Origin of the sequence: Bacillus sp. SN32, assembly GCF_002837495.1 — a bacterium.
Classification (GTDB): Bacteria; Bacillota; Bacilli; order Bacillales; family Bacillaceae; genus Bacillus; species Bacillus subtilis.
Genome location: NZ_PJCT01000002.1, coordinates 141,038 through 154,110, shown reverse-complemented (window position 1 = coordinate 154,110; position 13,073 = coordinate 141,038). Strand labels below are relative to the sequence as shown.

Here is a 13,073-nt window from a genome sequence, read left to right as displayed (position 1 = left end):
AGAGGTTTTTACTGATGTCGTTTGTGATTTTGGTCGTCCTGGGATTAATCGCAGGTACGGTAGGAAGTCTGATCGGGCTTGGCGGCGGAATTGTCATTGTGCCGTCTCTGATGTTTTTAAGCACAGTGACGGAGCTGTTTCAGGATGTGACGCCGCAGGTTGCGATTGGAACTTCGCTTTTGGTCATTATTTTTACGGGTCTTTCTTCAACTTTGGCTTATATTAAATATAAAACCGTTGATTATAAGAGCGGGCTCATTTTCTTTATCGGTTCAGGTCCCGGCAGCATGATCGGGGCTTACGTGTCAAAGCTGTTCAATTCAAACTCGTTTTCCGTTTGGTTTGGCATTTTTATGATTCTGATTTCATTATCCTTAATGCTGAAAGCGAAAGCCCGGCCAATCAACAAAGCGCACAAAGGCATTATTCGGACATTTCAGGATGATGCCGGTGAGCCTTATACGTACTCATATCAGGCCCCTGTCGGTATTGCCATTGCCTTTGTTGTCGGTTTTTTAGGCGGACTTTTCGGTATAGGCGGCGGATCACTGATGGTTCCGGCGATGATGCTGTTATTTCTGTTTCCGCCGAAGGTTGCGGTGGCAACGTCCATGTTTATTATTTTCCTGTCTTCTATGACAGGGTCTGTTTCACATATGATTTCCGGGCACGTCAATTGGCTGTACGCCCTCGCGCTTGTGCCCGGCGCTTGGTTCGGCGGAAAGCTTGGCGCCGCCATCAACAGAAAAATGCAGACGAAAACGATCGTTATGATCATGCGGATCGTATTGATTTTGATCGGCTGCCAGCTCATTTATGAAGGCATTTTCAGCTGAACGATTAGGGAGAGATATTATGAAGGAGAAGCTCCGCTTATATCATACAAATGATTTGCACAGCCATTTTGAAAACTGGCCGAAAATTGTAGATTATATCGAGCAGAAAAGAAAAGAGCATCAGTCAGACGGCGAAGAGACGCTCGTTTTTGATATTGGCGATCATCTAGATCGTTTTCAATTCGTGACAGAGGCGACATTCGGAAAAGCGAATGTCGATCTCTTAAACCGCCTTCACATTGATGGAGCGGCGATCGGCAATAACGAAGGGATTACGCTTCCGCATGAAGAGCTTGCTGCCTTATATGATCATGCTGAATTTCCTGTCATCGTCTCTAACCTGTTTGATAAAAATGGAAACCGTCCGTCCTGGGCGGTGCCTTACCATATCAAATCATTGAAAAACGGTATGTCCATTGCTTTCTTAGGTGTAACTGTGCCGTATTATCCTGTTTATGACAAGCTGGGGTGGACAGTAACGGATGCCCTTGAAAGTATAAAGGAAACCATTCTGGAAGTGAAAGGGCAGGCTGATATTATCGTTCTGCTGTCACATTTAGGCATTCTTGATGATCAGGCAGTGGCTGAAGCGGTGCCTGAGATTGATGTAATCCTCGAATCACATACCCATCATTTGCTTGAAGATGGACAAGTGGTTAATGGGGTACTGCTGGCCAGCGCCGAGAAATACGGGCATTATGTCGGCTGTGTAGAAATCACGGTGGACAGCGTACAGCGAAGCATCATCAGCAAAACGGCTTCTGTGCAGAACATGGCGGAATGGACAGGAGAATCCGCAGAAACAAAAGCGTTTCTCAATGAAAAAGAACGTGAAGCCGAGGAGAAGTTGTCCGATGCCGTTGCAGAGCTTGCACAAGATGCTGAGGTGAAGTGGTTTGAAGAATCAGAGCTGCCTTTGCTTTTGGCATACGCCTTAAAGGAATGGTGCGAGACGGACATCAGTATGGTCAATTCAGGTGTCATTCTCGGTCCGCTTAAAGCAGGTCCTGTGACAAAGCTGGATCTGCACCGAATCTGTCCGCATCCGATCAACCCGGTGGCTGTCCGCCTGACGGGAGAAGAACTGAAGGAAACCATTGTCCATGCCGCTTCCGAACAAATGGAGCAGCTCCGGATCAAAGGACTCGGCTTCCGCGGAGAAGTGATGGGGAAAATGGTGTATGCCGGCGTTGAGGTAGAAACGAAACGGCTCGATGACGGGATCACCCACGTCACCCGGATCACACTGAACGGGAAAGATATTGAAAAACATAAACAATACTCCGTTGCGGTGCTTGATATGTTTACGCTCGGCAAACTGTTTCCGCTGATTCGCGACGCTGCAGAAAAAGAATATTTTATGCCGGAATTTTTGCGGGATCTGCTTGCTTGGAAGCTTGCGCAATAAGGCAGTCAGCCCACAACAAGCTGTGCCCTTCATCATAAAGTGATGAATGAAGGGAGTGGTTGACGTGGTAAACCTGACACCGATCATGATAGAAGGACAGCCTTTTACAGCTGTGACAGTAAAGCTTCCCAAAACGAATTTTATGGCCGTCACCAATGATCACGGATACATTATGTGCGGCGCACTTGATGTGGCGCTGCTGAATGAAAAATTAAAGGAGCGCGGCATCGTGGCGGGGCGGGCAGTTGGTGTCCGCACCATTGACCAGCTGTTAGACGCACCTTTAGAATCCGTCACGTACGCCGCGGAAGATCTTGGCATTCAAGTCGGCATGAGCGGCAGAGAAGCGCTTTTAAAAATGGTGAAATAAAATAAATTGGCTCCGGCTATTACTATGTCCCCTCTTACAAGCATACATTGTGATATGTAAGGGGGGATTTTCTTGCCAAGATATCGCGGCCCTTTTCGCAAGAGAGGACCTTTGCCTTTCCGTTACGTGATGCTCCTGTCCGTTGTCTTTTTTATCCTGTCAACAACGGTCAGCCTTTGGATGATCAATGGCTCGATTAAACCTGTTTTAATGGACATCGGCGAGATGGAAACGAAGCGTATAGCGACAGAGGTGATCCAGGATTCGATTGAGGACTATATGTCTGACAGTGAAAATATGAAAGATATGTTTCAAATGAATTCTGATGAAAACGGAAACTTAACGACAATCGATTTTAATACACAGGTTGTAAACAGTGTGAAAACAAAAGTGACAAAGCAGCTTCAGGCTCATTTGAAAGAGATGGAAACCCATACCGGACACAGCGGCGCCAGTGAAAACATTATGATCAACATTCCGCTGGGACAGGTAACCGGCAACAGCCTTCTTGGAAACCTCGGGCCGAAAATCCCGGTCCGGTTCAATTTAATCGGTGACGCTTTTACAGATGTCAAAACCAAAATCAAGCCGTATGGCATAAATAACGCACTTATTGATATCAGCATCTTTGTCGAAATTAAAGTGAAGGTCATCATTCCATTTGCCAGCAAAACCGCTGTCGTCACAAATAATGTTCCTGTATCGATTAAAGCAGTGCAGGGCGAAGTGCCGCAGTTTTATAATGGAAGCGGCGGCTCGGGTGTCACGCCTTCTGTCCAGCTTCCGAGCAGCAAAGAAGACGGTGCCGATTCAAAAAAAGAAAAAAGCAGCAAATAAGCCGCCTGTCGAAGAGGCGGCTTTTTGTTACTTCTTTTTTTGGTATTCATATCGCTCCCACGCCCTCAAATGCGGGTATGGATCAAATGACCATTCGGTTCTTCCGTTATCTTTGTACATGCCATAGTGCAGATGCGGCGGGAACTTCCCGGCGGTTCCCGGCGGGCCGTATCCGGAGCTGCCGACTGATCCGATCACTTGGCCAGGCTCAACGATTTGTCCTGTTTTAATCCCTTTGGCAAACCCATTGAGATGGGCAAAATAATGATACGTATTGTTAATGTCTCTGATGCCGATTCTCCATCCTCCGAAGCGGTTCCAGCCCTTCATTTCAACTACGCCGTAACATGTGGATTTGACAGGAAGGCCGTAATGGGCAAAGATATCCGTACCTTCATGAATCCGCCTTCCTCCGAAGCCGCGGGCATCTCCCCACGTGCTTCGATAGCTGTAATCGGTTCTGATCGGAAGCGGGAATGCATGCTCGCCCAGATCAATATGGCCGTAGGCTTTAAACAGCTTCATGAATTCAGATATGATCCCCACTGTCTGATCACGCCGGTAATAATTCCAAAGCCCGATCCGGATGTTGTCTTCATCTGTGCCATACGACAGTAAGTATTGGCTGAACGTATACAAAATATCTTCATCGTTGCTGACCTCGGCTTTCCCGTCTCCATCGCCATCCATTCCGATTCCGTCAAACACTTTAATGCTTAACGGCGCATCGTCTTTCGGATTCGGGTTTTCAGGCCCGCTCCAGATGTCATCGGGTATATAGATGCTGATGATTCCCGCCTTGTCAGGCAGATCTTTCCGGTTGCTCCGCACGTTTTCCTCGTATTGATCAACAGCGGCGAGCGCATACCAAGGGATCTGCGTCACAGCTTCGATTTTATGATATAATTCCATCCGTTTCGACAGCACTGGATCTGAAAGTTTTTTTCCAGACGCAGAAGGCTCAAATGCAAACAAAAGGAGAAGAAGAGCGGATAACAAAACTTTCACAAAATAATCTCCTTTCATATTGAATACACATAGTTTGCGGCAACCCGGCTTAAAAATGTCAGTAATCATCTTCCCTTGTCGAGAAATTTTTCCTATGTTAAAGTGTCTAAAGAAAAGACTTTCTTTAGTTAGAAAAACATTATTTTTGTTGCAGAACTAAAACCTGCACCTTTCTCGTTTTCAGAATGTTTCGTGTCAGAAATTGAGTATATTGGATATTGGAGATGATGGGAATTGGCAAAGAAAGACGAACACCTCAGAAAGCCCGAATGGCTTAAAATTAAATTAAATACAAATGAAAACTATACAGGGCTCAAAAAACTCATGCGGGAAAACAACCTGCATACCGTATGCGAAGAAGCAAAGTGTCCGAATATTCATGAATGCTGGGCGGTCAGACGTACAGCGACATTTATGATTTTAGGTTCTGTTTGTACAAGAGCATGCCGTTTCTGTGCTGTCAAAACAGGCCTTCCAACTGAGCTTGATCTGCAAGAGCCGGAACGCGTAGCGGATTCAGTCGCGCTTATGAATTTGAAACACGCGGTCATTACGGCTGTTGCGCGTGACGATCAGAAAGATGGCGGGGCAGGCATTTTCGCGGAAACTGTCCGTGCGATCCGCAGAAAAAGCCCGTTCACAACAATTGAGGTGCTGCCGTCTGATATGGGCGGAAACTACGATAACCTAAAAACCTTGATGGATACACGCCCAGACATCCTGAATCACAATATCGAAACGGTTCGCCGCCTGACGCCGAGAGTCCGCGCGCGTGCGACGTACGACCGTTCATTGGAATTTTTGCGCCGTGCGAAGGAAATGCAGCCTGACATTCCGACAAAATCAAGTATCATGATCGGACTCGGCGAAACAAAAGAAGAGATTATTGAAGTAATGGACGACCTCTTGGCGAACAACGTGGATATTATGGCAATCGGCCAATATCTGCAGCCGACGAAGAAACACTTGAAAGTCCAAAAATACTACCATCCTGATGAATTTGCAGAATTAAAAGAAATCGCGATGCAAAAAGGCTTCAGCCATTGTGAAGCCGGTCCGCTTGTCCGTTCCTCTTACCATGCGGATGAACAAGTAAACGAAGCATCTAAAAAGCGTCAAGCACAAGCATAATGCCAAAACGCCAGATCATCTGGCGTTTTTGTCATTCCTATCGATTTTCATGTCCTGACGCGTTTCTCCATTGGCATTTTCATTCTCTGAGACAGGGCTTCCTTGCGGGGAGGTTTTCATTTCTTGAATCGTCCCCGACATGATCTCTCTGATATCCCTTGAACCAGAGCCGAGATTGCTGTAATTTTCGACGGACTGCATATGGTTTGGATTATCGGAAATATACACGTGATAGTATCGCGGTATCACGGAAGCCGCTGTTTTTTTCACCTGATCGGCGGTCAGCTCCCGGTTTTTAGAATCGGTTTTGTATACGACAAGCGCTTCTCGGTCAGTCACCAATGTCGCAGCATCTTGAATATGAGGGAGCTGAACCGTTAAACTTGATATCATGTGAGCGGTTTCTTCCCGGTTCATCACCGGCGTTTTCTGCTGGTCTCCGTCAAATTGTTCTTTTTGATAGCGGACATAGCCAAATTGTTCGTTCTCATTATGCCTGTTAAAAGCCTCGTTGCGGTCCGACACATGAATGGGTTTGGTTTGATTCTGCGTCTGATTCCGGACATTTTGTGCATTATCCAATCCTGCGCCTCCGCACCCGGATAATAGTCCGGTCAGCAGGCAGAGGCTGACAGCGGTTCGTTTCATTTATCAATCCCTCCTCATGTGTAGGGTAGCCAAATCGCATGATTTATTCTTTAGCAATTGATGGGGACGGGGCAATGAATTATGATAGGAATGAGTGAAAAAGAGGTGAGATCATGATTCTTATTCAAAATGCCGAATTTGAATTGGTGCACAATTTCAAAGACGGCTTCAACGAAGAGGCTTTTAAAGCCCGCTACTCCGATATATTAAATAAATACGATTATATTGTGGGAGACTGGGGATACGGTCAGTTAAGGCTCAAGGGCTTCTTTGACGACCAGAATCAAAAGGCAACCTTCGAAACGAAAATCAGCACATTAGATGAATATATTTACGAATACTGCAATTTCGGCTGTGCGTATTTTGTCTTGAAACGGATCAGAAAATAAATATACACAAAGGGGATGCTGTCATGTATTTTGTTGACAGAAGCAAAATCGAGAAAACACTAGGGTTCTTCGAGCACCAGCTGGCGCTATTTGACTCACAAACAGACTGGCAGTCTGAAATCGGGGAATTGGCACTTCAGCGTATAGGCCATCTGTTAATCGAATGCATTTTGGATACAGGCAATGACATGATTGACGGCTTTATTATGCGGGACCCGGGCAGTTATGACGACATTATGGATATACTTGTTGATGAGAAAGTTGTCACGGAAAAAGAGGGTGCTGAGCTCAAAAAATTGATCGCCTACCGCAAAACGTTGGTTCAACACTATCTGCTCGCTGACAGCGGCGAGCTTTACAGGCTGATCAAGGCGCATCAAACAGCTCTTCAGGACTTCCCGAAACGGATCAGAAGCTATTTGGAAACAGAGCTAGGGCCTGTTTCCGCGTTTAAATAACAACTGGAAAGCCACAGGAGTGTTGGATATGAAAACATATAAAGGGTATTTAATTGATTTAGACGGAACGATGTACAATGGCACGGAAAAAATCGAGGAAGCGTGTGAATTTGTCAGAACGCTGAAAGATCGCGGCGTTCCTTATCTTTTCGTGACAAACAACTCTTCGCGTACACCGAAGCAGGTAGCGGACAAGCTCGTGTCTTTTGATATTCCGGCAACAGAAGAGCAGGTCTTCACGACCAGCATGGCAACTGCCCAGCACATTGCCCAGCAGAAAAAAAACGCGTCTGTGTATGTGATTGGGGAGGAAGGAATCCGCCAGGCGATTGAAGAAAACGGCCTGACATTTGGCGGAGAAAACGCGGACTTTGTCGTTGTTGGCATCGACCGTTCCATTACATACGAAAAATTTGCTGTCGGCTGCCTGGCAATCAGAAATGGCGCCCGCTTTATTTCCACTAACGGAGATATTGCGATTCCGACTGAAAGAGGGCTTCTGCCGGGAAACGGCTCACTGACATCGGTGTTAACCGTATCTACAGGTGTACAGCCTGTATTTATCGGCAAGCCGGAATCAATTATTATGGAGCAGGCGATGCGCGTTCTCGGCACAGATGTGTCTGAAACACTCATGGTCGGCGACAACTACGCCACTGATATTATGGCCGGCATTAACGCGGGTATGGATACGCTGCTCGTTCACACCGGCGTAACGAAAAGAGAACATATGACAGACGATATGGAAAAACCGACTCACGCCATTGACTCTCTGACTGAATGGATTCCATACATTTGAAAAAAGGGCGCCCTAAAAGGGTGCCCTTATTCTGTATGCCGCGCGCGGTGTGCAAGTCTGCTTGAAGCCGCGGCGGAAATCGCTCCGACGATGTCATCTAAAAAGGTATGGCATTCACCGGTTGATTTATCATTCAATCGTTTAAGGATTCCGGGTTTTTCTTTGTCGATGTAACCGTAGTTCGTAAACCCGATCGATCCGTAAATGTTCACAATGGAAAATGCCAGAACTTCATCTACTCCATATAGGCTTTCATCTATTTCCAGCATCGTTTGCAGCGGTTCAGACAGTTTTTTCTGCTCAGCAAGAACATCCAATTCAATGCCCGTTAAAATCGCGTTTTGCACCTCGCGTTTTGCGAGAACACGATTGACGTTCAGCGTGCATTCATCAATGGTTAAATCCGGATGATATTTTTTTTGCAGAAAAAAGACAAGCTCGGCAATGTCTGATACCTCAACGCCGCGCTCCTTCATCCGTGCTCTTGCTTTAGCTTCCATCTGACTGAATTGTTCGTTTTCTGACATCAGCTTCACCCAATCTTTTTTACTAGTTTATACAAAATGCTTGAGAAGTTTACGACTTTTTCTTGCGCCTTCTTCGGATTAAAATATGTATTCATAATTCCGGCTGTGTATGACTACGATGTGATGAGCCCTAATTCAACAGGCAGGTGATCATGGTGAAAGGTACAATAAAAGAAAAATACGGCATTCACATCAGGCAGCTTTCCATGTACCAGCACACATATCAATGCTTTCAGACGCCTAATTCATACTTTCTGATTGTCCCCGTTTCCCAATTCTCAGATACAGAGCTGGCGGAGCTTTATTACATGAGTCAGTATTTACAAGAACAAAGTGACCCATACGTTTCGGTTTTTATCTTTACAAAAGAAGGTGAGCTGACATTTGAACATGAGGGAAAAACGTACGCTCTGCTGAAGGCGGCCCCCCCTTATTCAAACAGGGCGTTCTCCATTGGAGCGGAGCTTGCGGAATTTCACCGAAAAGGCCGAGGATATCCATATGAGGTGAAGGCAGCCGGAAGAATCGGCCAGTGGAAGGATCTGTGGGGAAAACGAATTGATCAGCTGGAAGCATTTTGGCAGAGAAAGGTTCAGACCCCTCCGCATGAGCCATTCGATAAAAAAATGATCGAATCATTTCCATATTATTTAGGACTGTCAGAAAACGCGATACAATATTTAGTGGACACTGAGCTGGATGACAAGCCCCAAGCCGCTGATTCAGGAACGATATGCCATCAGCGGATGGAAAGGCATACATGGTCACCGGAATCATTGATCAGGATTCCGGCGGATTGGGTGTTTGACCACGCTTCCCGTGATTTGGCTGAATATATGAGGCATACGTTTTTGCATCACAGACAAGATTTTAATCAGCAGGGCTTTCTCTTTTTACAGGAATACGAGCAAGTCACACCGCTGTCTTCATTTTCGAAACGCCTTTTATACAGCCGTCTGCTTTTCCCGCTTCATTATTTTGAAATCGTGGAAAGCTATTACATGTCATCAGAATCAGAAAAGCATTATTTTGAAGAACAACTTGACTTCATTCTTAATGACTGTGGGCGTTACGAACAATTTCTCAATACAGCGCAGGAATTCATGAATATGCGGACGCAGAAGCTGTTTGTTCCACGCGTCAGCTGGCTCGGCAAAGGCAGCTCAGGGTGAGGAGAAAATCTGACAAAAATAATTAGAAAATAAAGAATCTTGTCATATCAATGCGTTAAGCGTTTACATTCGCAAAATTCAGCCTAATGCTGTCTTGTCAAAACAGGAGCGGGCTTATATAATGTTTGTAACTTATATGTCTGTGTTGAGTTAACAATTGTCTTTTTCAAGAGGACAATCAAAAGAAAGGTGGAGTTTTTTTGAAAGCGATTCGTGTAGGGCTTTTAGGTTTAGGTACCGTCGGAAGCGGTGTCGTTAAAATTATTCAAGACCATCAGGATAAGCTTATGCATCAGGTCGGCTGTCCGGTTACGATAAAAAAAGTGCTTGTAAAAGATTTAGAGAAAAAGAGAGAAGTAGATTTGCCGAAGGAAGTGCTTACGACAGAAGTGTATGATGTCATTGATGATCCAGATGTTGATGTCGTCATCGAGGTGATCGGCGGAGTTGAGCAGACAAAACAATATTTGGTCGACGCGCTGAGATCGAAAAAGCATGTTGTCACAGCAAACAAGGACTTAATGGCTGTGTACGGCTCCGAGTTGCTTGCCGAAGCGAAGGAAAATGGATGCGATATCTACTTTGAAGCCAGTGTTGCCGGCGGGATTCCGATTCTGCGCACGTTAGAGGAAGGCCTCTCATCAGATCGAATTACAAAAATGATGGGAATTGTGAACGGCACAACAAACTTTATCTTAACAAAAATGATCAAAGAGAAAAGCCCATACGAGGAAGTGCTCAAGGAAGCGCAGGATCTCGGTTTTGCGGAAGCTGATCCGACTTCTGACGTGGAAGGGCTTGACGCCGCACGGAAAATGGCGATATTGGCGCGCCTCGGCTTCTCGATGAATGTGGATCTGGAAGACGTCAAAGTAAAGGGGATCTCCCAAATTACAGACGAGGACATCAGCTTCAGCAAACGCCTCGGCTATACAATGAAGCTGATCGGGATTGCTCAGCGTGACGGCAGCAAAATCGAGGTCAGCGTACAGCCGACACTGCTTCCTGACCATCATCCGCTTTCTGCTGTTCATAATGAGTTTAACGCTGTTTATGTATACGGCGAGGCTGTCGGTGAGACGATGTTCTACGGGCCGGGAGCCGGAAGCATGCCGACAGCGACATCCGTTGTTTCTGACCTCGTCGCTGTCATGAAAAATATGCGCCTCGGTGTAACCGGCAACAGCTTTGTCGGGCCGCAATATGAGAAAAACATGAAATCGCCGTCTGACATTTATGCACAGCAGTTTTTAAGAATTCATGTAAAAGATGAGGTTGGTTCATTCTCGAAAATTACATCTGTGTTCTCAGAGCGGGGCGTGAGCTTTGAAAAAATCCTTCAGCTGCCAATTAAAGGCCATGATGAGTTAGCTGAAATCGTAATTGTCACACACCATACATCAGAAGCTGATTTCAGTGATATTCTGCAAAACCTAAATGATTTGGAAGTCGTTCAAGAAGTCAAAAGCACATATCGTGTAGAAGGGAACGGTTGGAGCTAATGTGGAAAGGACTTATCCATCAATATAAAGAATTTTTACCTGTAACAGATCAAACACCGGCGCTAACTTTACATGAAGGAAACACACCTCTTATTCACCTGCCGAAGCTGTCTGAGCAGCTCGGAATTGAGCTTCATGTCAAAACGGAAGGCGTCAATCCTACGGGATCATTTAAAGATCGCGGAATGGTTATGGCTGTGGCAAAGGCAAAAGAAGAAGGCAATTACACGATTATGTGCGCGTCAACAGGTAACACTTCCGCTGCTGCGGCAGCATATGCAGCTCGTGCTAACATGAAATGCATTGTCATCATCCCGAACGGAAAAATTGCATTTGGAAAACTCGCTCAAGCTGTCATGTACGGAGCCGAGATTATCGCAATTGACGGAAACTTTGACGATGCGCTTAAAATTGTCCGTTCCATCTGTGAGAAATCACCGATTGCCCTTGTCAACTCAGTCAACCCTTACCGCATTGAAGGTCAAAAAACTGCTGCCTTCGAAGTGTGCGAACAGCTGGGGGAAGCGCCTGATGTTTTAGCGATCCCGGTCGGAAACGCGGGAAACATCACTGCGTACTGGAAGGGCTTCAAGGAATATCATGAGAAAAACGGCACAGGCCTTCCGAAAATGCGCGGCTTTGAAGCTGAGGGTGCGGCGGCAATCGTGCGCAATGAAGTGATTAAAAATCCTGAAACAATAGCGACAGCCATTCGTATCGGAAACCCGGCAAGCTGGGACAAAGCTGTAAAGGCAGCCGAGGAATCCAATGGGAAAATTGACGAAGTCACTGATGGTGAAATCCTTCACGCATATCAGCTGATCGCCCGTGTAGAAGGCGTGTTTGCAGAACCAGGTTCTTGCGCGTCTATCGCAGGAGTGCTGAAACAGGTGAAATCCGGAGAAATTCCGAAAGGCAGCAAGGTCGTAGCTGTGTTAACAGGAAACGGACTGAAAGATCCGAACACAGCGATCGACATTTCAGAAATCAAGCCTGTCACATTGCCGACTGATGAAGACAGCATCCTTGAATATGTAAAAGGAGCGGCCCGTGTATGAACGAAGCCGACATGCTGTTCTCTGTCACTGTTCCCGGAAGCACAGCTAACCTAGGCCCCGGCTTTGATTCAGTCGGAATGGCGCTCAGCAGATATTTGAAGCTGACCGTCTTTGAAAGCGACAAATGGTCTTTTGAGGCTGAAACAGAAACAGTCGCCGGAATTCCGGCGGGTACAGATAACCTGATCTATCAAGTGGCTAAACGGACCGCAGATTTGTACGGAAAAGAAATGCCTCCTGTCCATGTGAAGGTGTGGAGCGACATCCCGCTTGCACGCGGCCTTGGCAGCAGCGCCGCGGCGATTGTAGCGGCCATTGAACTGGCTGATGAATTATGCGGCTTAAAGCTGTCTGAAGCGGACAAGCTGCATTTAGCCAGTCTAGAAGAAGGACACCCGGACAATGCTGGCGCTTCTCTCGTCGGCGGACTTGTGATCGGCCTGCATGAGGATGACGAGACCCAAATGATCCGCGTCCCGAATGCTGACATTGACGTAGTCGTTGTCATTCCTTTTTACGAAGTGCTGACAAGAGACGCGAGAGACGTGCTTCCGAAGGAGTTTCCATATGCCGACGCCGTAAAAGCAAGTGCTGTCAGCAATATTCTCATTGCTGCGATCATGTCCAAGGATTGGCCGCTTGTCGGGAAAATCATGAAGAAGGATATGTTCCATCAGCCGTACCGGGCGATGCTTGTGCCTGAGCTGTCAAAAGTAGAGCACGTCGCCGAGATGAAGGGCGCATATGGAACGGCTCTCAGCGGAGCAGGCCCGACGATTCTTGTCATGACCGAAAAAGGAAAGGGAGAAGAGCTAAAAGAACAGCTCGCGCTTCATTTCCCTCATTGTGAAGTAGACGCTTTGACCGTCCCGAAAGAGGGAAGTATAATAGAGCGAAATCCTTTATATCAAGTAAAAAGTATATAGATCA

15 protein-coding genes are annotated in these 13,073 nt (G+C 46.4%); 12 read left to right on the top strand and 3 right to left on the bottom strand.

Translation table 11 applies throughout. From position 1 onward, the window contains the following. Window positions 1-14 precede the first annotated feature (14 nt). The 4 genes from CW370_RS09170 to yunB all read left to right on the top strand — a co-directional run bounded on the left by CW370_RS09170 (window position 15) and on the right by yunB (window position 3,451). Window positions 15-836 carry a sulfite exporter TauE/SafE family protein gene (locus tag CW370_RS09170; RefSeq protein ID WP_024572475.1) on the top strand — a complete coding sequence of 274 codons (822 nt, stop codon included), beginning with the start codon at window positions 15-17 and terminating at the stop codon, window positions 834-836. 19 nt (window positions 837-855) lie between these two features. Further along, on the top strand, window positions 856-2,244 hold the full coding sequence (locus CW370_RS09165; RefSeq protein WP_024572474.1) for a bifunctional metallophosphatase/5'-nucleotidase: 1,389 nt from the start codon (window positions 856-858) through the stop codon (window positions 2,242-2,244). A gap of 64 nt (window positions 2,245-2,308) precedes the next feature. Beyond that, window positions 2,309-2,614 carry a YunC family protein gene (locus CW370_RS09160; protein WP_014665249.1) on the top strand — a complete coding sequence of 102 codons (306 nt, stop codon included), beginning with the start codon at window positions 2,309-2,311 and terminating at the stop codon, window positions 2,612-2,614. Window positions 2,615-2,686: 72 nt separating this feature from the next. Further along, window positions 2,687-3,451, top strand: a complete 765-nt coding sequence (gene yunB, locus CW370_RS09155; protein WP_024573524.1) for a sporulation protein YunB — start codon at window positions 2,687-2,689, stop codon at window positions 3,449-3,451. A gap of 27 nt (window positions 3,452-3,478) precedes the next feature. Here the strand turns inward: yunB and lytH are convergent, their stop codons facing one another. Then, the gene (gene lytH / locus CW370_RS09150) at window positions 3,479-4,459 is read right to left on the bottom strand and encodes an L-Ala--D-Glu endopeptidase (protein WP_015714649.1); all 981 of its coding nucleotides are present in this window, start codon (window positions 4,457-4,459) and stop codon (window positions 3,479-3,481) included. A gap of 234 nt (window positions 4,460-4,693) precedes the next feature. Here lytH and lipA point away from each other — a divergent pair, with 234 nt between their 5' ends. Further along, a complete protein-coding gene (gene lipA, locus CW370_RS09145) occupies window positions 4,694-5,590 on the top strand; it encodes a lipoyl synthase (RefSeq protein ID WP_003222888.1) in 897 nt (298 codons plus the stop codon). Window positions 5,591-5,605: 15 nt separating this feature from the next. Here lipA and CW370_RS09140 read toward each other — a convergent pair whose 3' ends face one another. Then, a complete protein-coding gene (locus CW370_RS09140; RefSeq protein ID WP_021480537.1) occupies window positions 5,606-6,238 on the bottom strand; it encodes a YhcN/YlaJ family sporulation lipoprotein in 633 nt (210 codons plus the stop codon). A gap of 113 nt (window positions 6,239-6,351) precedes the next feature. On the opposite strand from CW370_RS09140, the gene CW370_RS09135 reads away from it, so the two are divergent. From CW370_RS09135 to nucF, 3 genes are read left to right on the top strand one after another with little or no spacing between them, the layout of a single operon-like run. Next, window positions 6,352-6,627, top strand: coding sequence for a YutD family protein (locus tag CW370_RS09135; protein WP_003228682.1), 276 nt, complete (start codon window positions 6,352-6,354; stop codon window positions 6,625-6,627). Between the two features lie 23 nt (window positions 6,628-6,650). Continuing rightward, the gene (locus CW370_RS09130; protein ID WP_021480536.1) at window positions 6,651-7,085 is read left to right on the top strand and encodes a DUF86 domain-containing protein; all 435 of its coding nucleotides are present in this window, start codon (window positions 6,651-6,653) and stop codon (window positions 7,083-7,085) included. Between the two features lie 28 nt (window positions 7,086-7,113). After that, window positions 7,114-7,884 (top strand): 5' nucleotidase NucF, encoded by a 771-nt coding sequence (gene nucF / locus CW370_RS09125; protein WP_024573449.1) that lies wholly within the window; start codon window positions 7,114-7,116, stop codon window positions 7,882-7,884. Between the two features lie 26 nt (window positions 7,885-7,910). Here the strand turns inward: nucF and CW370_RS09120 are convergent, their stop codons facing one another. Continuing rightward, window positions 7,911-8,411, bottom strand: coding sequence for a phosphatidylglycerophosphatase A family protein (locus CW370_RS09120; RefSeq protein ID WP_003243814.1), 501 nt, complete (start codon window positions 8,409-8,411; stop codon window positions 7,911-7,913). Window positions 8,412-8,563: 152 nt separating this feature from the next. Here CW370_RS09120 and cotNH point away from each other — a divergent pair, with 152 nt between their 5' ends. The 4 genes from cotNH to thrB all read left to right on the top strand — a co-directional run bounded on the left by cotNH (window position 8,564) and on the right by thrB (window position 13,069). Next, window positions 8,564-9,583 (top strand): spore coat-associated protein CotNH, encoded by a 1,020-nt coding sequence (gene cotNH / locus CW370_RS09115; RefSeq protein WP_024573450.1) that lies wholly within the window; start codon window positions 8,564-8,566, stop codon window positions 9,581-9,583. Between the two features lie 200 nt (window positions 9,584-9,783). After that, on the top strand, window positions 9,784-11,085 hold the full coding sequence (locus CW370_RS09110; RefSeq protein ID WP_003228694.1) for a homoserine dehydrogenase: 1,302 nt from the start codon (window positions 9,784-9,786) through the stop codon (window positions 11,083-11,085). Then, window positions 11,085-12,143 (top strand): threonine synthase, encoded by a 1,059-nt coding sequence (gene thrC, locus CW370_RS09105; RefSeq protein WP_024573353.1) that lies wholly within the window; start codon window positions 11,085-11,087, stop codon window positions 12,141-12,143. The genes CW370_RS09110 and thrC overlap by 1 nt, the downstream gene beginning before the upstream one ends. Then, window positions 12,140-13,069 (top strand): homoserine kinase, encoded by a 930-nt coding sequence (gene thrB, locus CW370_RS09100; RefSeq protein WP_024573352.1) that lies wholly within the window; start codon window positions 12,140-12,142, stop codon window positions 13,067-13,069. The genes thrC and thrB overlap by 4 nt, the downstream gene beginning before the upstream one ends. The last annotated feature ends 4 nt before the right edge of the window (window positions 13,070-13,073 follow it).

Coding starts and splice junctions, on each gene's coding strand:
- CW370_RS09170 (WP_024572475.1), top strand. CDS start 15: ATGTCGTTTGTGATTTTGGTCGTCCTGGGATTAATCGCAGGTACGGTA.
- CW370_RS09165 (WP_024572474.1), top strand. CDS start 856: ATGAAGGAGAAGCTCCGCTTATATCATACAAATGATTTGCACAGCCAT.
- CW370_RS09140 (WP_021480537.1), bottom strand. CDS start 6,238: ATGAAACGAACCGCTGTCAGCCTCTGCCTGCTGACCGGACTATTATCC.
- CW370_RS09135 (WP_003228682.1), top strand. CDS start 6,352: ATGATTCTTATTCAAAATGCCGAATTTGAATTGGTGCACAATTTCAAA.
- CW370_RS09130 (WP_021480536.1), top strand. CDS start 6,651: ATGTATTTTGTTGACAGAAGCAAAATCGAGAAAACACTAGGGTTCTTC.
- nucF (WP_024573449.1), top strand. CDS start 7,114: ATGAAAACATATAAAGGGTATTTAATTGATTTAGACGGAACGATGTAC.
- CW370_RS09120 (WP_003243814.1), bottom strand. CDS start 8,411: ATGTCAGAAAACGAACAATTCAGTCAGATGGAAGCTAAAGCAAGAGCA.
- cotNH (WP_024573450.1), top strand. CDS start 8,564: ATGGTGAAAGGTACAATAAAAGAAAAATACGGCATTCACATCAGGCAG.
- thrC (WP_024573353.1), top strand. CDS start 11,085: ATGTGGAAAGGACTTATCCATCAATATAAAGAATTTTTACCTGTAACA.
- thrB (WP_024573352.1), top strand. CDS start 12,140: ATGAACGAAGCCGACATGCTGTTCTCTGTCACTGTTCCCGGAAGCACA.